Here is a 22500-nt window from a genome sequence, read left to right as displayed (position 1 = left end):
AGTTTTTTTTATTTGTTTCTAAACTAAACCTTTTATGAAAGTTGCATGAAGGAAATAAGATCTCAATAAAACTATCATGACACGAGTATTGAATAAAGACATTAAGACACCACATCAAATCAACACTCACATTATTAAAAGTATGAAGCAATCAGCACTTTATACTATCTCATTAAATCGAAAGCAAAAAGTTTTGCCCCCTTTTTACCCCCTGGCACAAAAAAAGACCTATCATACAGGCTAGAAAGCTCGATATGATAGGCTTTTTTTATTTTAATTAACGTACTGTACGGATACGCATTGTGTTTGTACGTACAGCTTCTCCAACTGGTACACCAGCTACGATAACGATATCGTCACCAGATTGTACAAGACCTGCTTCAACTGCTTTACGTTCAGCAATTTCAAACATATCGTCAGTTGATGATGGAGCATCTGTCAACATTGGGATAACACCCCAGTTCAACATCAAACCACGTTCTGTCAATTCGTCGAATGTCAATGCCAAGATGTCAGCATTTGGACGGTATTTAGAAATCAAACGTGCAGTGTGACCTGTCTTAGTAAGAGTTACAATCAATTTAATGTCCATTGAGTTAGTAGCATCTTTAACAGCTGAAGCCATTACTTCTGTCTTAGAGTTACGTTCAAATGAATCTGAGTTCAAACGACCGTATTCGTTAAGAAGAGTTTGAGCGTTCTTGTCGATTGTAGCCATTGTAGTTACTGACTCAAGAGGGTATTTACCGTTTGCAGACTCACCTGAAAGCATTGTAGCGTCAGTTCCATCGATAACAGCGTTGAATACGTCTGATACTTCTGAACGAGTTGCACGTGGTTTTTCAGTCATTGTTTCAAGCATGTTTGTTGCAGTGATAACAACTTTACCTGCAGCGTTGACTTTAGTGATAATCATTTTTTGGTAAACTGGAACCATTTCGAATGGTACTTCGATACCCATGTCACCACGAGCGATCATGATACCATCAGCAGCTTCGATGATTTCATCCAAGTTATCGATACCTTGTTGGTTTTCGATTTTAGCGAACAATTGAACATGTCCGTTTCCAGTTTCTTTACAGATTGCACGAACTTCGTTCACGTCTTTTGCAGTACGTACGAATGAAATCGCGATGAAGTTGATACCTTGTTCAAGACCAAAGCGGATATCATCGTTATCACGTTCAGCAAGAGCTGGGAAAGGAATTTTAGTGTTAGGGATATTAACACCTTTTTGTTTAGCAATTACGCCATCGTTTTCAACTTCAACTTCGAATTCACGAGTTGCGTCATCTTTAGCAACCACACGAAGTCCAAGTTTACCATCGTCAACCAAAACTTGACGACCAACTTCAACATCATCATAGATATCAAGAGCACCAGCAACGTTCAATGCAATCACATCACGAGTTGATTTGATTCCTTGTTTAGTCGCAACACGGATTTTTTCACCAGTTGTGTAAGAGTACTCTTTTGCATCTCCTTCAAACAATTCTGTACGGATTTCTGGTCCTTTTGTATCAAGAAGGAAACCAACTTTTTTACCTGCAAGTTTTTCTGCAAGTTTAACAGTTGCCATACGCTCACCTTGTTCTTGGTGGTCACCGTGTGAGAAGTTGAAACGGAATGTGTTAGCACCAGCTTCAATCAATTTAGCAATGTTTTTAGCTGAAGCTTCAACATCAAGTTTTTCACCCCAGTATCCGTCCTCACCAAATTTTTTACCACCACGGATTTCTACCGCAGGTCCCAAAGTTGCAACGATTTTTACACGTTTGTTCATGATTTTTGTGACTCCTTTATATATATGACCTTTTTGGTCTTATTAACTAAATTATAAATTATGACAAGCTCTTATTCAAGCTAGATAGCTCAAGGTCAGCCTTATGTGGGTTGTTAACCACAATCTTACCATCTGCAGTCAAGCTAAACAATGCTCCTTCTTCTGCAGTTCCAAGAATTGGGTTTTCAACCATTTTCTCATTACGGATACCAACCGCAACACCACCGATACCTTCTTTAAGAAGTTTAACAGCATGGGCACCCATACGTGACGCCAATACACGGTCACGCGCAGTTGGAGAACCACCACGTTGGATATGTCCAAGTTCTGTTACACGAAGGTCGCTTGTATCTCCAGCTTCTTTTAGTTTTTGACCAAATTCAGCCGCTGACATCACACCTTCTGCCAAGACGATGATGTTGTGTTTTTTACCACACTCATAGCCACATTTAATGCTTTCTACGATATCTTCAATCTTGAATCCTTCTTCAGGAATGATGATTTCGTCAGCACCAGTTGCGATACCTGCCCAAAGAGCGATATCACCTGCGTTACGTCCCATAACTTCGATAACAAAAGTACGACGGTGACTTGATGATGTATCACGAATCTTATCGATAGCATCCATAGCAGTCGTAACCGCTGTATCAAAACCGATTGTAAAGTCAGTACCAACGATATCGTTATCGATTGTACCTGGAAGACCGATAGCTGGGAAGCCATGCTCAGTCAAACGCATAGCACCGTGGTAAGATCCGTCACCACCGATAACAACTACACCTTCAATCCCGTGTTTTTTCAATTGCTCAATCCCTTTAAGTTGCCCTTCAAGTTGAGCGAACTCTGGGTAGCGAGCTGAGTGAAGGAAAGTACCACCACGAGAAATGATGTCCCCTACTGAAGCTGCATCTAGGGGATGAATTTCACCGGCAACCATACCAGCATATCCATCATAGATACCAAACACTTCCATTCCTTCTGAAATTGCTTGACGAACAACTGCGCGGATGGCAGCGTTCATACCAGGGGCGTCTCCACCACTAGTCAAAACAGCAATACGTTTCATATTGGTTATGCTCCTTTTTCTTTTAACATTCTTACTGATTATACCACATTTACGTTGAAAATTCTTCTATTTTCCGTAATTTTAGCGATAAATCGTTTTCATAACTATTCCATTCAATTTCGCTTCTAATTCAGTGGATTTAGCTACAAAATGGTTGGGAGAAACAATTGTTCTTTGTTCCTCTTCATACCTGATGATGACTGGGATTGGGCCTTTATATTGGTCTAAAATACGTGACATTTCTTGATCCGAATCATGATTTTTCATCTGAATCCAAAAGCGCTCAGCAACTGCTTCTCTTATTTCTTGTGCAATCATTTGCAGACGGCCATCACGTGACTGGATTTTTCCTTTTATATAGTAGAAGGCTCCCTCTTTTATTTCCTGCCCAACCTGTCGATATAAGTCTGAAAAGAGAGTGACATCCAATTTTTTCTTACTATCATCTACCTGTAAGAAAGCCATGTTTTCGCCCTTTTTGGTACGAATTACTTTTATTTTCTGAACTTCAACCAAAATAATAGCGTAACTATTTTCTGACAAATTCCCAATTGGTGTAATCTGGTAAATAGCTTTACTTGCGATAGTTTGTAGGGGATGTTTGCTGACACCTATCCCTAAAAGCTCTTGTTCCATATAGAATTTTTCTTGTTCCGTCCAATCTTCCGATTCCTGCCAACTATAAATAGTATCTCCAAACAAACTTCCTAACTCTTTTACAAATTCAAATAGATTAACTAAATTATTGAATACTTTTTGACGATTTTTTTCAAATGAATCGAAAAGACCAACTTTTACCAAAGGTTCTAGCAGAGGAAGTTTCAGATAATTCTCAGGTAATTTAGCTATAAAATCTTCAATGTTGGAATAGGGTCTATTTTCAAGAATCAATAGAGCCAAATCCTTGCTGACTCCCTTAATCGATTTCAATCCTAGATAGATGGACTTGTTGGCAATTTTATCGTGATAGGGAATGGTGTTGATAGACAGAGGCGCCACTTCAAAGCCTGCTTCAAGTGCATCTATTAAGTAATCACTGTTGGCAGAATTCAACATAACCTGATAAAAAATGGCTGGATAATGCGTTTTGAAATAAGCCAACTGGAAGGCCAAGGCTGAGTATGCATAGGCATGAGATCTATTAAATCCATAACCTGCAAACTTCTCCATGACATCAAAGACCTGCTCTGCCTTTTCCGCAGTATGACCAGCATCTAATGAACCTTGAATAAAAGAGGCCCTCATCTCATGCATGGCAGAGGCATCCTTTTTCCCCATAGCCCGACGCAAAATATCGGCTTTCCCGAGACTAAATCCAGCAAACCGCTGAGCTACCTGCATAACCTGCTCCTGATAGAGCATGATACCATAGGTTGGAGCCAAAATATCCTCCAGTACTGGATCCAGAACAGTCACTTCTTCCTGCCCATGCTTTCTTGCCACAAAATTATTGATATAGTCACTAGCACCCGGTCGATTTAGAGAAGTAGTTGCTACGACATCCTCAAAACAGACTGGTTGCACACGTTTGAGCAAGCGAATGGCACCCGGTTGCTCAAATTGAAAGATACCTTTTGTATTTCCAGAGGCAAATAAAGCTAATGTTTCTTTGTCTTCCAAATCAATCTCGTTGATAGCTATCTTAACACCTTCTGTTTCAGCAAGCAACTCTTGCATCTTCTGGACAAAGGTCAAATTTCGTAATCCCAGAAAGTCCATTTTCAAAAGTCCACTAGCTTCAACTCCATGAGCATCATATTGAGTCAGTGGAATTTCGTCACCATGCTTTAGAGGGATGTAATTGGTCAAATCTTGGTCACTGATTACAACACCAGCCGCATGGACAGAGGTTTGTCTTGGATATCCCTCAATCTTGCAGGCAATTTCAAAAGCTTTTTGGTATTCTAACTTACTATTGATTTGCTGACGAAACTGGAGATTGCCTTCATAGGCTGACTTGAGATTATCACGAAAACTGATTTTCTTAGTAATTGCAGATAATTCATACTCAGGAACACCAAATCGTTTCAAGACATCTCGAAGAGCTTGCTTGGCGCCAAAGGTAGAAAAAGTAACGATTTGAGCCGCATGTTTACTACCATATTTATTACCAACATATCTGATAAAATCCGGACGATAAATATCAGGAATATCAATATCAATATCAGGCATGGTATAGCGTTCACGATTGAGAAAGCGTTCAAAAATCAGATTTTTCTCTACTGGGTCAATCCCTGTGATGTCCAAGGCATAGGAAACCAAGCTCCCAACTGCAGAACCCCGTCCCATTCCCATATAATAGCCATTCGAACGTCCGAAACGCAACAAATCCCAAACAACCAAGAAATAATCATCAAAGCCCATATCATGAATAACAGCAAATTCTTGGTCTAGACGGTCTTGATATTCTTTACTAGACAATCCCTTCTGAGCAAGCCCCAATTCAGCACGCTCTCTCAACTCTTCTACGGCTGGTCTCGCTGGGTTAAAACGAGGCAGTTTCAGACTAGTATCCAAGTCATAAGAGATACCTAAAATAAGCTTTTCTAAGTTTTCCAAGGCTTGCGGAAATCGTTCTAGGAATAATTTCTCTAAAGAACTTGCTGATATAAAGACATCTTGTCGTGAGCGCAAAGGAACTTCTCTAAGTGGTAGATTTTCTTTAATCGCTGTTAAGACTTGCAAAACTTCTCTATCCCTGCTTTCAAAGGCATTGACCCGATAAAGGGGCAAAATAGGATGATGAAATTCGCTTGCCAGTGTTTCTGGGTAAACACCAATATAGTAATCACAGCCTAGATTTAGCGACTCAAGCCCATCAAAATAAGGCACAATTACCGCAATATCCTCTAGGTACTGAGATAAAACTGACCAAGTTTTCTCCCCCTGCATCTTGGCTGTTGAAAGCTTCATCAACTGCTGATAGCCTACGCTAGATAGAGCTAAAAAGCGTAAATTCACTTCCTGATTATCTACAAACACAGTCATTTCAAGCCCTAGCAAAGGATGAATGCCGTATTTTTTTGTAACCTCTAGAAAGTCAAAAGCACCATAAAGATTATCAATATCCATCATAGCCAAATGTGTGTAGCCGAATTCTTTAGCTGCTCTCACATACTTGTCGATCGAAATGACGCTCTCCATAAAACTATAGACTGTTTTTGTATCTAGTTGTGCGATCAATTTACACTTCTCCTCTATCGTTCTCACTATATTATACCATTTTCAAAAAAGAAAAGAACCTGAGATGTTGAATCTCAAGTTCTTTATTAGGCTGAATCAATCACTGTTCGAAAGAAAGTCTGAATTATTCTTCGTCTTTTCTTTTCTTACGAGCAATCAATCCGAATCCACTCAAAGCTCCTAGAAGTCCAAGTGCTGCTAAGCTAGAGTGTGCTTCTGTACCTGTATTTGGAAGTTCACGTTGACCATCCATATACTGTGGTGTAGCAGGCTCTGCTGGTTGTTCAGGTGCCACTGGAACTACTGGTTGTTCAGGAGTCTCAGGTGTCACTGGAACAGGATTTGGTGCAGGACTAGGTTCTGGTTGAGGAGTTAGATTTGGTTGAGGTTGTGGAGTTGGTGTATTACCACCTCCGCCTCCATTGTTGCCACCACCATTATTTGGCTTAGGAACAGGGATGTACTTGATTGGCGTATCTTGAGTTGGATCTGCCGGTACAACCGGTACTTCATATCCTTTCGTTGGATCGTTTGGATCAACTGGTTTTAATGGATTTCCATTTGGATCTACAGGGATAAATCCTGGTACGTATGGTACACGTGGTCTATCTGTTCCTGGTTTCGTTGGATCTGTCGGATCGTTTGGATATGGAGTTGGTGGAACTTGTGTTTGTCCCTCTGGTAATTTTGGAATCCATGATCCAAGTTTGTCGTAAACAACTCTTTCAGTGATGTTTACACCTGCTGTTGCTTTAATATCTTTTTGAGATGATTCGATATCTCCGCCACGAGCGATATATCCATCCACTTTCGGTAACTTGTTACCATCTAAGATAGTATCGTCACCTACTACTGTCCATTCACCATATGTGATATCTCCAGTTACTAGGTTCACTTTCGCAGTACGTTTGAACTTGATTGTTTCAGTGTGAGTAGCTGCTACTTCTTTTCCATTGCGATCCACATAAGTGATTGTACGAGTTGCAGTTGTTTCTGTAACCATATCTTTCACTGTTTCAGGCCATACTGGGCTGTTTGGATCTTCTGGGAATACTGGTTTACCTGGTTCTGGCGTTGATGGTGTTACTGGTTTCAGTGGGTTGTTTGGACCTACTGGTTTCGTTGGATCAGTTGGCACCTGTGGTTGATCAGGGCTATTTGGATCTGTAGGTACAATTAATGGAGTAACTTTAACGTTGAAGATTTGATCTTTATCTTTATCGTTGTCGAATACTCTATCTGTATCTGCTGAAGGGTAATCGTTGCTTGTTACAACATAACCTTTCTTAACAAGTTCTTTAATCTTGCTTTCAACATCTCCAGACTTAGTGAATTTAGATCCTGAATCTCCTTGATCTACTACTGGATCAGATACTACTTTACCATTGTTATCTACGAAGTTAGTGATAGCTTTTTGTTTATCATTTTCATAAACGATTGGTGTATCCGTACCTGGATCTGTTGGCACTGGTGGTACTTCATATCCTTTAGATGGATCTTTTGGATCCACTGGTTTCAACGGTACAAGTGGGTTAGTGTTTGGATCCACTGGTTTCGTTGGGTCTTGTGGAACTTTTGGTGTTGTTCCTGGTATATAAGGAATTACTGGTACTTTCGGACTATTTGGATCTTGTGGATCTGTTGGTTTCGTTGGACTTGGTGGTACAACTTTACCTGGATCTTGAGGATCATTATCGTAAGGCGTTGGAGTTGGTGGTGTTACACCATCTGGTACTTTCGGTACAAGTCTTCCAACTGGAACGTAAACTACTTTGATGTTTTCATCTTTAGAGTTCTCAGTTAATCCTGTAGTCTCAGCTACTTCTTTTTGAGCTGGATCTTTCAGAACGTATCCTGGAACTACTGGTGATGTTACTTTATCAAATGTAGTATCGTTATTTACTGGAGTCCATTTACCATATTCGATAGCACCTGTTACAAGATTAATCTTAGCTTCACGAGTGAAGGTTACTTTGTCAGTTACATCAGCTGTAGATTTGTTTCCATCTTTGTCTGTGTACTCAACTTTGTTTCCATCTTTATCCACGTATGAAATTGTACGAGTAACGTGTTTAGTCGTTTCTAGTGACTTGATTAACTCTTCAGTCCATTTTGGTCCATCAGGATTATTTGGATCGATTGGTGTATCAGGTTTTGGTTTGTTAGGATCGTTCGGGTTAGTTGGGTCAAATGGTTTAATTGGCTCAACGTGAGGTGTAACTGTAACTACGAAGCTTTGGTCAACTTTCGTATCCTTATCGTAGTTCTTATCAGTAGCTGTTGTGAATCCATCGGTCACTAGGTCATATCCAAGTTCTTTCAACTCAGCAAGTTTTGTAGCTGTTGAGTAGTTGATTGGTTCACCAGATTTACCTTCTAGTTCATCAGTGTGAAGAACTGTGTTTGTTCCTGCAACAACATACTTAACTGTTGCTTTTTGAGTATTTTTTACATACTCGATTACAGTATTTTCTGTTGGTGTCTTAGGTGTTGGTGGTACATATCCTTTACTTGGATCTTCTGGATCTACTGGTTTCAGTGGGTTTCCATTTGGATCTTTAGGTGTTGTACCTGGAATATGTGGAACTACTGGTACACTTGGTTTATTTGGATCATTTGGATCTGTTGGTTTGTTTGGATCTACCACTTTTCCTGGATCTTTTGGATCGTTTGGATATGGAATTGGATCGATCGGTGTTTCACCATCTGGTACTTTCGGAGTCCATGTTCCAACTGGTACGTATCTAACTTTCAGATCTTGGTTAGGTGAATCTACTGTTAAGTCTGTCGCAGATGCTTTAACTTTAGATCCATCAGCTTCTACTAAGTCACCTTGTGTATCTTGGTTAGGTTTTACAACATATCCTTTAACAACTGGTGATTTAACTTCAGCAAATTTAGCTGTACCTGCAACTGCCCATCCACTTGTAGTATCTGTTGCTGACACGTCTGCTACACCGTCACCATTTGTGTCGTATCCTACTACTGAACCGTCTTTTGGATTTACAATTGCTGTACGTGTGAAGCTTACTTTATTAGTTACTTTTGGAGCTTCTGTAGTAGATACTTCTTCATCAGTACCATCTTTAACGTAAGTAATTGTACGAGTTACTGACTTGATGTTGTTTAGTTTATTAAGAGCATCTTCAGTCCATTTTGGTCCATCTGGTTTGTTTGGATCAATTGGATCTCCTGGTTTAGGATTCTTAGGATCTTCGTTAGGATTTTCTGGATTTGTTGGTGTTAGTGGAACTGTCTTAGCTACCGTTACGTAGTAAACTTGAGACACTCCGTTTTCACCTTTATCATCAACGCTATCGAATACTCCTGCTTCACCTGGATATTCAGCTTGACCTGCTTTATTTGGTACTACTGCGTAACCAGCTGCTTTAAGTTCTTCAACAACTTTCGTTACTTCACCTGCTTTAGTGAATTTAGCTCCTGCATCTCCTGCTTCTACGAATGAAGTATGAACTGCATTACCGTCTTCATCTACGAAGTGAACTACCGTTACTTGTGATCCATCTTTAACATAAACAATATTTGTGTCTTTACTTGGATCTTGTGGTACTGGTGGTTTGTAACCTTTTGATAAGTCATTAGGATCTTTTGGCTCTAATGGTTTACCAGTAGATGGATCTAATGGAGTTAGGCCATCGACAGGAGGGATCGTTGTTGTTGGTTCACCTGGTTTTGTTGGATCCGTTGGGTTGTTTGGATACTTAGGATCTGTAATTGATGGAGGAGTTGTTCCATCTGGTACTACTGGTACATATTTACCTAAGTCTTTATATACAACTTTTTCAACAATATCTTTATCAGTTGCTGTTACGTTTGCTACATCATTCTTAGATGATTCTACATCTCCTGTAGCTACATATCCTGTAATTACTGGAAGTTCTGTTTTACCTTCTAATGTAGTATCGTTGTTTACTGCAGTCCAGTCACCGTAAGTTACTTCACCTGTTGCTTGGTTAACAGTTGCTGTACGTGTGAACGATACAGTTGTTTCATGTTTAAGTGCTGCATCAGTTCCACGTTTAGATGTATCTGCTACATCATCTGCGTAAGTATAGGTAATTGTACGTTTAACTTCTTCAGTAAGTTTTAGATCTTTGTATTTCAAACCATTTGAATCGTTTGGATTCAATGGTTTTTCTGGATCAACATTTGGATCGTTTGGTGTTACCGTTACTTTTGTAGGATTGTACACTACTGTTTCAACAATATCTTCATCTGTTGCTGTTACATTTTCTTTAGCTGGAACTTCAGCTTTAGTTGGTGTGTAATCAGGAACTGATGGTGAAGTTACTTTATCAAATGTTGTATCATTATTTACTGGAGTCCATGGAGCTGCTTCTTTAGTTGTTGCATTTCCATCGTTATCTAAGTATGTTACTTCTCCAGTTACAGCATTGATTTTCGCTTTACGTGTGAATGTTAATGTTTCTTTAACTGGCTCTGCAGCTTTAGAACCGTCATTCTTCACGTAGTTGATTGTACGTGTAACTTGTTCAACTAATCCTAATTCTCCATAAGTACGTCCTTTAGGATCGTTTGGTACTTTATCCTCTGGTTTTGGCGTTACTGGTGTTTCAGGATCACGCGGTTTCGTTGGATTTTCTGGAGTTGGATTTGTTGGATCCACTGGATTGTTGTTTGGATCTAGTGGTTTAGTTGGGTCTACTGGAAGGTCTTTCGCTTTCACAATGACATAGTATTGTTGGCTAGGTACTTTCTCTCCAGCTGCTCCTGTAGATTTATCACTTACAGCATCAAATGTACGAGTTGCCTCTTTGTAGAATCCTTCTTTATCTGTTGTGTAAAGTGCATCTGTTGGAGCTACTACTTCATATCCTTTAGCTTCTAATTTAGCTTTAACTGCATCTACATTAGATTTACTAATTTCTTTTCCTGTATCTCCAGTTTCAACTACTGATTCATTAACTGAGTTACCTTTTTCATCTACGAAGTGAACTACTGCCACTTGTGATCCGTCTTTAACATACGTAATTGTAGTGTTTTGAGTTGGATCTGTTGGTACTGGTGGTAAGTCGTATCCACCATTTGGATTTTTCGTTAATGGTGTTCCATCTGGTCCTACTGGTGTAGTTCCTGGGATTTCAGGAATTGTTGTAGTTGGTGTAGTTGGAGTTCCTGGTCTTGTTGGATCTTCTGGAGTCGCATTTGGATATGGTTTTGGTGTCTTATCGAAGTCCGCTGGAGGTGTTACACCTGCTGGAACTACTGGCACATATGAACCAAGTTTGCGGTAGATAATTGTTTCTTCTGTATCTTTATCTGTCGCTTGAACTCCTGTTACCTCAGTTGATTTAGCTGCTGAAGCAATATATCCATCTTTCGCTTCTGTTGTTTCAGGTTCGAATGTATTATTCTCATCTTTAAGCGTCCAAGTACCAAAGTTAGAAATTGCTCCTGTTACAGTATCAATCTCAGCTGTACGAGTAAATGTAATTGTTTGTACTTTATCCTCAGCTGCTTTAGTTCCATCTTCGTATACATAGTGAACTGTACGTGTTACTTCTTCAATTAATCCTAATTCTTTGTACGTACGTCCTTTAGGATCGTTTGGTACTACATCGTTAGGTTTTGGAGTAACATCTGGTGTTGATGGATCTTTTGGTGCGTTTGGATCTACAGTTTGTTTTGTAGGGTTGTACACTACTGTTTCAACGATGTCTTCATCTGTTGCTGTTACATTTTCTTTAGCTGGAACTTCAGCTCTAGTTGGTGTGTAATCAGGAACTGATGGTGAAGTTACTTTATCAAATGTTGAATCGTTGTTTGCTGGAGTCCATGGAGCTGCTTCTTTAGTTGTTGCATTTCCATCGTTATCTAAGTATGTTACTTCTCCAGTTACAGCATTGATTTTCGCTTTACGTGTGAATGTTAATGTTTCTTTCACTGGCTCTGCAGCTTTAGAACCGTCATTCTTCACGTAGTTGATTGTACGAGTAACTTGTTCTACTAATCCTAATTCTCCATAAGTACGTCCTTTAGGATCGTTTGGTACTTTATCCTCTGGTTTTGGTGTCACTGGTGTTTCAGGATCACGTGGTGTCGTTGGATTTTCTGGAGTTGGATTTGTTGGGTCCACTGGATTATTGTTTGGATCTAGTGGTTTAGTTGGATCAACTGGAAGTTCTTTACCTTTCACAATGACATAGTATTGTTGGCTAGGTACTTTCTCATCAGCTGCTCCTGTAGCTTTATCACTTACAGCATCAAATGTACGAGTTGCTTCTTTGTAGAATCCTTCTTTATCTGTTGTGTAAAGTGCATCTGTTGGAGCTACTACTTCATATCCTTTAGCTTCTAACGCAGCTTTAACTTTATCTACATTAGATTTACTAATTTCTTTTCCTGTATCTCCAGTTTCAACTACTGATTCGTTTACTGAGTTACCTTTTTCATCCACAAAGTGTACTACCGCTACTTGTGATCCGTCTTTAACGTAGATAATTGATGTATCTTTCGTTGGATCTGTTGGTGTTGGTGGTACGTATCCTTTACTTAGATCGTTTGAATCAACTGGTTTCAATGGTTTTCCATCTGGTCCTACTGGTGTAGTTCCTGGGATTTGTGGAACGATTGGTGTTGTTGTTCCTGGTACCACTGGGTTCGTTGGATTTGGATCTTTAACTTTTGAACCATCTTGTGGATCATTGTTATAAGGTTTTGGATCTACGTTTGTGTTTGCAGGAGGTGTGATTCCTTCTGGAATTACTGGTACATATTTACCTACAGTTTTGTAGACTACGTTTTCAGTAATGTCTTTATCAGTTGCTTTAACGTCAGTTACATCTTTCTTAGAAGCTTCTACATCACCAGTTGCAACATATCCTGCTACCACTGGAAGATCAGCTTTACCTGCTAATGTAGTTCCGTTTGTAGCTTCCCAATCTCCATAAGTAAATTCTTTTGTAATTGGATCGATTGTTACTGGACGTTTGAATGTTACTGTGTTTGTAACTGTGTCAGCTGCATTTTGACCTGCTTTAGCAGCATCTTCAGCTTTTAGTTCGCTTGTTTCAGTAGAGTATTTGTACGTGATTGTACGTGTTACTGTTTCTGAACGAGCGTCTCTTAACTTATCAATCAAGTCTTTAGTCCATTTTGGTCCATCTGGATTGTTTGGATCAATTGGTTTACCTGGTTGAATTGGGTTGTTTGGATCAACTGGTGTAGATGGATCATCATTTGGAACGCTATCAGTTGGTGTAATCGTTACTGGCTTAGCTTGACGGTATACTACTGTTTCTGTAATATCATCTGCTTCTGCCGCAATTGTTACCGCTGGTACTGTTGCCACACTTGCGATGTAGTTTGCTACCGCTGGAATATCAGTTGCTGTTGGTGACGCTACTGGCGCAAGTTCCTTCGCTGGTGTCCAATCTCCGTAAGTAATGTCTCCTGTTACCAAGTTTACATTAGCTGTACGTGTGAATTCTGCAGTTTGTTCTACTACTTTTTGTGCACCTGTTGCTGGATCAATTACTGGAGTTCCATCTTCGTATACATACTTAATTGTACGTTTTACAGTATCTGAATTCTTCAGATCTTTAACCGAACTTGGCCATTTTGGTCCATCTGGATTACTTGGATCTACTGGTTGACCAGGTTGTGGTTTAGTTCCTGGTGTCGCTGGATCTACTGGTACTTCTTTAACAATTGGTTTGAACGTCACAGTAAATTCTTGGTTCGTTTTCGCATCTGCATCAAATACTTTTTCAGCATCTGTTGATGGATAATCTTTTTCACCAGCGTTTACGTTAGCTACTTTTTCATATCCACGAGCTAGGATCTTGTTGATTGCTGCTGTTACATCAGCATCTTTCGTAAATGCTTTACCTGTATCACCTGTATCTACTACTGATGGCTCTAATCCATTACCGTCAACATCAACGAATTTAGTCACAGCTATTTGAGTTCCGTCTTTAACGTAGATAATTGATGTATCTTTCGTTGGATCTGTTGGTGTTGGTGGTACGTATCCTTTACTTAGATCACTTGAATCAACTGGTTTCAATGGTTTTCCATCTGGCCCTACTGGTGTAGTTCCTGGGACTTGTGGAACGATTGGTGTTGTTGTTCCTGGTACCACTGGGTTCGTTGGATCTGGATCTTTTACTTTCGAACCATCTTGTGGATCGTTTGTATAAGGTTTTGGATCTACGTTTGTATTTGCAGGCGGTGTGATTCCATCTGGAATTACTGGTACATATTTACCTACAGCTTTGTAGACTACATTTTCAGTAATGTCGTTATCAGTTGCTGTAACGTTTTCTACATCTTTCTTAGATGAATCTACATCTCCTGTTGCAACGTATCCTGTTACCACTGGAAGAACTGCTTTACCTGCTAATGTAGTTCCGTTTGTAGCTTCCCAATCTCCATAAGTAAATTCTTTCGTAACTGGATCGATTGTTACTGAACGTTTGAATGTTACTGTGTTTGTAACTGTGTCAGCTGCTTGTTGTCCTGCTTTAGCCGCATCTTCAGCTTTTAATTCACTTGTTACGTCTGAGTATTTGTACGTGATTGTACGTGTTACTTCTTCTTTACGAGCGTCTCTTAACTTATCAATCAAGTCTTTAGTCCATTTTGGTCCTTCTGGATTAGTTGGATCAATTGGTTTACCTGGTTGAATTGGGTTATCAGCTGGTGTATTTGGATCTTCTGGATTTGGAACATCAGTATTTGGTGTAATTGTTACTGGTTTAACAGTTACTAATACTTTGTACTCTTGGTTAGTAGTTGAATCTGCATCGAATGTTCCATTTGTTGGATATCTATTTTCTACTACTGTGTATCCTTTAGCTTTAAGTGCGTTGATTGTGTCTGTTACTGATTGTCCTTTTGTGAAGGCTTTTCCTGTATCTCCTGTATCAACGACTGATTGTGCTACCGCACCTTTTTCTGTCTTATCAGTTGCGCTGTTTACTTCGATGAAGTGTGTTACAGCTACTTGTGATCCATCTTTAACATACGTAATTGTAGTGTTTTGAGTTGGATCTGTTGGTACTGGTGGTACATTGTATCCACCATTTGGATTTTTCGTTAATGGTGTTCCATCTGGTCCCACTGGAGTTGTTCCAGGGATTTCAGGAATTGTTGTTGTTGGTGTTCCTGGTTTTGTTGGATCATTTGGATTCTTAGGATATACCTTAGCTGTTGTATCAGTTCCTGGTGGTACTGTTACTCCTTCTGGTACTACTGGAATGTATGAACCAAGTTTACGGTAGATGATTGTTTCTTCTGTATCATCAGCTGTTGCTGGTACATCGTTGATAGCTATTGATGTAGCTTTACTTACGATATATCCTTCTTTAGCTGGTGATGTTACAGCTGTGAAATCATCACCTTTCTTAGCTGTCCATGTACTGTAGTCTGAAATTTCTCCTGTTACTGGATCAATCTTAGCTGTACGAGTGTATGTTAATGTTTGTACAACATCTTCATCAGCTTTAGTTCCATCTTCGTATACGTAGTGAATTGTGTGTTTAACTTCTTCTACTAATCCTAATTCTTTTAATGTACGTTTCTTAGGATCGTTTTCTACTACTTTGTTTGGATCTGGGTTTTCATTTGGATCCACTGGATTTGGATCTACAGTTACTTTACTTGTTGAGTAAATTACTGTTTCTGTAATGTCATCCGCTGTTGCTGTTACTTCTTTAGCTTCTACGCTTGCTTTGTTTGGAGTGTAATTATCAATAGCTGGTGATTGTTTTTCTTCAAATGTTTGAGCTGCTGACCACTCTCCAAATGTAATCTTACCTGTTACTGGGTTGATTGTTGCTGAGCGTTTGAATTCTTTAGTTTCTTCTACTGAATCCTTAGCTTTTGTTCCATCTGCGTAAACATAGTTAATTGTACGTTTAACTTCTTCTTTACGTCCATCTTCTAACTCTTTGATTAACTCTGGAGTCCATTTTGGTCCTGTTGGATTATTTGGATCAATTGGAGTATTTGGAGTTGGCGTTGGATCATTTGGAGTTACTGTGATTGGTTTAACTCGTAGTTTCACTGTATAAGTTTGATCTACTGCAGCATTAGTATCGAAACTGTCAGTTGATACAAATCCATTTCCGTTAGGTACTAACTCATAACCTTTCTTAACAAGCTCATCAATTTTCGCTTGAACTGAGGCACTTGCTGTTGTTGGGAATGCTGTCCCTGATTTACCTGTAAGTGTCACTGGCGTTGTAAGTCCAGGAGTAATTACTTGATCAGTATTTGTAGCATCTACTTCTACGAAGTTTACAATTGCTTTTTGATCTCCTGGTGAGTAAGTAACTGTTACAGTGTACTCTTTTGGATCTGATTCAGGGTTAATATCTGCTGTTGCTTCTACTTTAGCGTTGTCTGGTAAGTAACCTGGTACTGTTGGAGAAACTACATCATTGAATTTGCTATCTTTGATGTTTTCTTCAGCTGCACTTAATGTTAAGTTTGTCGCTTGCCCTGGTTTAGCTTGCCATTCACCGTAGCTGATTACCGCTTTAGCTTCAGCTGTAGCTCCAGCTTCTTTCGCTTTATCTTCTACATATTTGAATAATGTAGCACGAGCTTCAACCTCTGCATCACTTCCTACAGCATTATTTGCTGCAACTGCTTTATATGCATTGTATTGAGTTTCATATAATTTAGCTGTAGCTGCCATATCGATTGTACGAGTACGCTCGAATGTTAATACTTCTGTAACTTTCTTAGCTAATGTTGTTTCAACAGCTTGTCCTCTCTTATCTGCTGGAACTTCTGCTGTATCAGCATATTTGTATTCAATATGACGAGTTACAGTACGAACATCATTTTTAGATAATTGTTCTTTCTTGTGACGTAGGTAAACATAGAATGTTTGGTCATTTGTTGAATCTTCATCGAAATTACGTCCATTAGCCAATGCATTACCATTTTCATCATTTGTGTAATCATCAGAAGCTAATTCGAAACCTTTATCTGTATATTTCTTAATTGTTGCTGCTGTATCATAAGGAATCTTAGTATCTGATTTACCTCTTAAGTCTGCAACATTGTATGTAGTTTTAGCTTCTGGTTGTTTATTTGCTGCTGTTAAATCGGCAGTTGTTATACCTGATTGAATTTCAAGTACACGTTTGTCACCTTTTTCGTCTAAGTCGATGTAGACAACATTCGCTTTTTGAGTATCACGTTTATAAACAACATACATATCGAAGTCGTCTGTTTTGTCAGATGTTACTTCTAATACTAGTGGTTCATATTCACCAACATCTCTAGTATTATCCGGTACTGGTGTATATAATCCCACTGGTTGTTTATTGTTGTGGATATGCCCCATCTTACCTTGTGCATTAGCCGCAGTAAAGTCTGCAGTAATTACATTAGCAGTATATCCTTTAACTGTTGGAGAAATAACTTGCTTCATTACAGCATTTCCCTCTAGAGTTTTCCATTCTGAAATAATAATCTTACCTTGAGCGAACTTAGTTCCAGCTGGAATTTCTTCTCCTACTGCATATGTTTTACCATTTACATCTGTTACTGGAACAGCAGATCTAGTTGCTTCTTCTAACACACCATCTTCTTCGAAGATTTTGTATGTACGTGTGTAATTTAGTGTTTGTTTTATTACAACTGGCTCACCATCAATTGCTAAGATTTCTTTATTATCTGTATAGCTAGCAGTACTACTTGGATTATCGTCATCATTTTCATATACATAGCGAATTGTACGTGTGATTGATGCTGATGTAGATGGTGTTACTATTGGTGTGTATTTAGCACGACCAAAGTCTGTTCCATATCTTTCAGTAACTTTATCACCTGTTACTTTATCATTGTAGTCGATATCAGGTTGTTCTAAGTCTACCCCTGTACCTGTTCCTACAAATCCTGGTTCTGGTGTGAATGTTACTTTTCCTGTATCTTGGTTAAGTTCATAAACCCCTTCACCTTTAATTGTAACTTTTGTATCGTTAGTCTTAGTTGGATCTAAATCATAACTACGAGGAACTTCAGTAATTACTCCAGTATTTGGATCTAAGTGAATTGCTTTTGGTAACGTTATTTCGTTAAATGGTAATACGGCTTTAATTTTTGTTCCTGCTGGGATTATATTAGTTGAGTAATATTGATCTCCTACTTTTACAACATTACCTTTAGAAACTATTTGGCTTGCTGATGTAGCAGCTCCTAATATAGGTATCTTACCTGCAGATGATTGAGGAATTGTATCTCCTGTATTATAAGTAACATTATCCCATGTGTTATTATCTTTTGTTACCATTGGCTCTAATAATGTTGCTCCGCCTGGAATAGTTCCACCTGCTGGAATAGTTTGTTCACTACCATCTTTTAATTGCACTCTTACTTCTGATTTTGCAGGGTGATTACTTTGAGGTTTAGCTCCTACTGGAATTGTATTTCCTGAAGTGATACGAACATTATTAACGACTACTCCACCTGTACCTGTTACTGTTACACTACTATCTGCAGCGATTCTAGTGTCTTTAGCGAATTTATCTGTATCTGTTTTGTATGTGATAATTCTTCCGTCTTCTAGTGTTAACGTTGTTGTTTTGTTAACTGTTGTATCTGTATCATACGAATTTTTTCTATTCTCTAAAGTCTTAGCGAATGTAGGTTTCTTAGTTTTATCTAAGATTACATAATCAGAAGTATACTTAACGTCAGTAATTTTATCCCCTGTTTGAGCTTCAACAGTTCCATAAGCTGGGATTTTCGGTGTTGCTGATTGTTGTTTACCTTGAACATCTGTTGTTACTGTATCTTCCCCTACTGGACGTACGTCAACTACTGTAGGAATATATGTTGAATCCATTGAGTAACGACCATTTACATTTTCATTAACATTTTTAAGGATTTTATCTTTATCAGCTAATGTGATATTTTTCTTAGACTCAGTTATAGTCTTTTCATTAGCATTCCATCCTGTTGAGATTCTGTTTTGATCCCATGCACGGATGGCAACCCCTTTAGCTGTACCAACATATGGTAACGCTGGTTCAAAATCAATTGTAGTACGGTAAATACCGTTTGAAGATGCTTTGTTCAGACCATTATTATCTTTATTTAGACGATAAACCCCTACTTTGTTTCCTGCTGTATCGTACTCAGTATATTCACTTAATAGATACTCTGTTTTGTTATTTAATGGGTTTGTTACTTTTACAGCTGTTCCTAATACATTTCCTCTTGCATCACGAACTACTACTTCTTTACCATTGTAAACAGTTGTTCCTGTAGCATCTGTTATATTAACAGTGTTTCCTGTTTCAGTTTCTGAAGCAACTGCAGATTCTGTTAATACAAACTTAGGTGCAATTGTATTGTCAATTTCGTTCCATGTTGAATATTTAGATGCTTCTGTTTTACCTGTTGCTGTGAATAAATCTGTTGTGTTTAAAGTTAAGTTTTGTGGTTTACCTTGAAGATTTTGAGTTTTGTTTTCTGTCCCACGAGGTGGGTGAATTACGTGTGTTTGGAAATCTTCTACTTCCCCTGATGACGCTAATCCTGTAGGTGATAGAATTTCTTTTCTATCTAATGCAATACGTAAACGAACTCCAACGCTATCGATAGATGTATTTAATAATTGTGGTGTGTTTTTGAATTTGAACGATACTGTTTGTTTACCAGTTACTTCTACTACTTCAGAAGATTCATCTTCATCAAATTTACCATTATTATTGAAGTCAACCCATCCACGAGCATATGCTTTTTCGTTATTTTCTCCTGGGTTTACTTTGATTCCATCAAGAACATATTCATTATCTGTTGCTTGACGTAATTTATAGTCTACCGCTACTACAGGATCTAGTAATTGCCCTTTACCTTCATCTGGTAATGTCCCTATTCCTACACCTTGAGATGCTACATCAAAAATCCCTTTAACTGGGAAATTATCTTCTGGATTAATTATTTTTAAGATTTCACCAGTTTTTAGAGCTACTGTCGAACCATCAGCTTTAAGAATTACAGGTGTTTTACGACCATTTACATCAACTAATTTGTATGTTCCTGTTTCTCCAGCTTCGTTAGTAACAGAATTTCCTTCTTTCATTCCGATAATTTTATAACCATTTGTATTAATAAGGTCATCTAACACCCATGCTCCTGAAGGGTCTGTCGCTGTTGAACGGAAGTCAGGATCTCCTGGTTCATCCCCGAAGTGAGGTTGTGTCGCAACTACCTGTTCTCCTCGTTCATTTGTACGGTTAATATTTCCGATTACGTGTTGAACTGTTCCAAATGATTGCGGCGCATCTCCTCCATCATATACTACGAATCCGATAGAACCCGCTTGAGCTCCAGAAGAGTTCACGTACATACTAAATTCACTTACACCCTCTGAGAAACCAAATCCTAAAGCATTACCTTGACGCATCGCATTCCATGTAGGACCAAAGAATTTCGTACCATAGGCAGTTTCAGTCATTATCGGACGACCTTGTGAGTCATATCTTAGGTTTCCTTGATCATCTACAGCTTGTGTTTTGTTAACCCACTCACTAGCTTTATATCCAATATTATTTCTTGTATATCCAGCATAGAAATCCAATTCTCCTTCTGTAGTAGCTTTAACATCTCCTCCAAGTTTGTACCCTTCTTGAGCCGTTTGTTGTTTTTCTGTCAAATTAATCGCCATTAATTCTTTCCAATTTGAACCATTTGTTTCAAACTGTAAAACCTCACCACGACCACTTTCTTCCCCATCTGCTGCAACTAAGTTTACAGGAACTGGTTGTCCATTAAATGTTGCAGATGCTGAGAAGGTAATCCCCGCATTTGCACCATCACGGTTTGTAGTAATAGTAGCTAACGCAGGTCTATTATTTTTATCTGTAATTTTCATACCTGCCTTATATAGATATGAGTTTGTTGTATCCTGTGTAGTTAGAATCATCTTAACTGGTTTGAATCGTTTATCTGCACCTTGAGCAGCATTCAATGCATTCTTACCACGAGTTTCCGTATTGTTTGGATCTGTCGCTACTTGTTTTGGAGCTAGTTTTTCTACACGAAGCGTTAAGTTATAACCTTTAACACGAGTAGGAACTTTAAGTAACATACCTTCTTTAAGAACTTCGTAGGCTTCATTATTATTTTGGAAACCACCTGTATAGTATTCGTGTACTGTGAATTCTGTAATTCCACTGTTTAAGAATTTATCATCAGTAGTTAGTCCAGTAGTTCCATCTGCATATTTAACATCACGAACGATGTTTAAGTTTGCGGTTACTTTACCGTTACCGCTTGGATGATCAACTTGGATTTGTTTTGGTGTAGCAAGGTATCTTGCTGGTCCTACTTCTGTTCCATCAGGATAAACAATCGATGCAGCTGAGAATTCGAACCAGTTAATCGCATCTTTCAATCCTTCTACGTTACGAGCTACCCCAGCACCGATAACAGCATCTCCACTAGCGATTTTCGCAGTATCTCCATTAGCATAAGTAATTGTTACTTCCCCAGCATTGTTCGCTTGCCCAGAGTTTTTTAATACTGAAATTTTATCAGCATCTGTAAGATTTGGATTAGCGATACGTACTTGACGAATAATTCCATCTACTTCTTCATCAGTAAGAGAACTTGTGTTACGTACTTTTGTTCTTTCTGGAAGTTTAACTGTAGCTGTTACATCAGCCAACACAGCCTCAACTTTACCGATATGACCTGCACGTTTCATCTCAGTATAAACAGCTTCGATAGCAGATGAGATACGTTGGAGTTGAAGATTCAATTGTTCAGCGGTAACATCTTTCTCGTTGAGAACTTTCTTAGATGCCGCAATCTCCACTTTGGCCGCTGCTACTGCAGCTGCAATTGCTTCTTTTGAAGATTTATCTTCAACTTTTTTCTCAGCATAGTTTGCCGCAGTTGTATTCAGAACTTCAGCTTCTGATGTTAACTGTTCAAGGATTGTCTTTGTAGCAGCAATTGGGTTCTCTGCTTTCTTTTCATCCTTCTTATCAGCTTTATCATCAACTGCTTTCTCAGATTTTTTATCTGTAGAATCAGCTACTAGAGTTGCTTTTTCTTTGTCAGCAACCTCTGATTTTTCACTTGTAGCAGTTTCAGATGTTTTATCGTCTTTCTTAGACGCTTCCGCTGCTAACTTTGCGATTTCTTCCTCGCTCAACTCTTTTTTATCTAGAACAGGAGCTCCTGTTGTAGCTTCCGTAGCTGGCAAGGTCACATTCGTTGGAGAAGTTGCCCCCTCACCATCTTTTGGAGTAGAGGTTACGGCTTCTGTTTTATTGTCAGCAGTAGCTTCTTCCGCCTTAGCAGTAGATTGGGCAGCACCCAAAATCAAGGCTGTACCCAAAAGTACACTCGCAGCACCAAAATGATACTTACGGATAGAGAAGCGTTGACTCAAACCATACCAATCAAAAGATTTATTTTTTTGTCTTTTTGATTTATACATTTTAATCACTTT

The 22500-nt window shown here is 38.8% G+C and carries 4 protein-coding genes; all 4 read right to left on the bottom strand.

The features are described 5' to 3' along the window. Positions 1–277 precede the first annotated feature (277 nt). Positions 278–1783, bottom strand: coding sequence for a pyruvate kinase (gene pyk / locus QM818_RS00510; protein ID WP_414299780.1), 1506 nt, complete (start codon positions 1781–1783; stop codon positions 278–280). Between the two features lie 58 nt (positions 1784–1841). Then, a complete protein-coding gene (gene pfkA / locus QM818_RS00505) occupies positions 1842–2849 on the bottom strand; it encodes a 6-phosphofructokinase (protein ID WP_000820863.1) in 1008 nt (335 codons plus the stop codon). An 81-nt stretch (positions 2850–2930) separates the two neighbouring features. After that, positions 2931–6032 (bottom strand): DNA polymerase III subunit alpha, encoded by a 3102-nt coding sequence (locus QM818_RS00500; RefSeq protein WP_414299779.1) that lies wholly within the window; start codon positions 6030–6032, stop codon positions 2931–2933. A 124-nt stretch (positions 6033–6156) separates the two neighbouring features. Further along, positions 6157–22488, bottom strand: coding sequence for a mucin-binding protein (locus QM818_RS00495; protein ID WP_414299778.1), 16332 nt, complete (start codon positions 22486–22488; stop codon positions 6157–6159). Between the last annotated feature and the right edge of the window lie 12 nt (positions 22489–22500).

Origin of the sequence: Streptococcus mitis (assembly GCF_047464035.1) — a bacterium.
GTDB classification, from domain to species: Bacteria; Bacillota; Bacilli; order Lactobacillales; family Streptococcaceae; genus Streptococcus; species Streptococcus mitis_DX.
This window is presented reverse-complemented; position numbering and strand designations above follow the sequence as displayed.

What these genes read in the sequence shown, in the direction of transcription:
- QM818_RS00495 (WP_414299778.1), bottom strand. Translation starts at nt 22,488, where the DNA reads ATGTATAAATCAAAAAGACAAAAAAATAAATCTTTTGATTGGTATGGT.
- pfkA (WP_000820863.1), bottom strand. Translation starts at nt 2,849, where the DNA reads ATGAAACGTATTGCTGTTTTGACTAGTGGTGGAGACGCCCCTGGTATG.
- pyk (WP_414299780.1), bottom strand. Translation starts at nt 1,783, where the DNA reads ATGAACAAACGTGTAAAAATCGTTGCAACTTTGGGACCTGCGGTAGAA.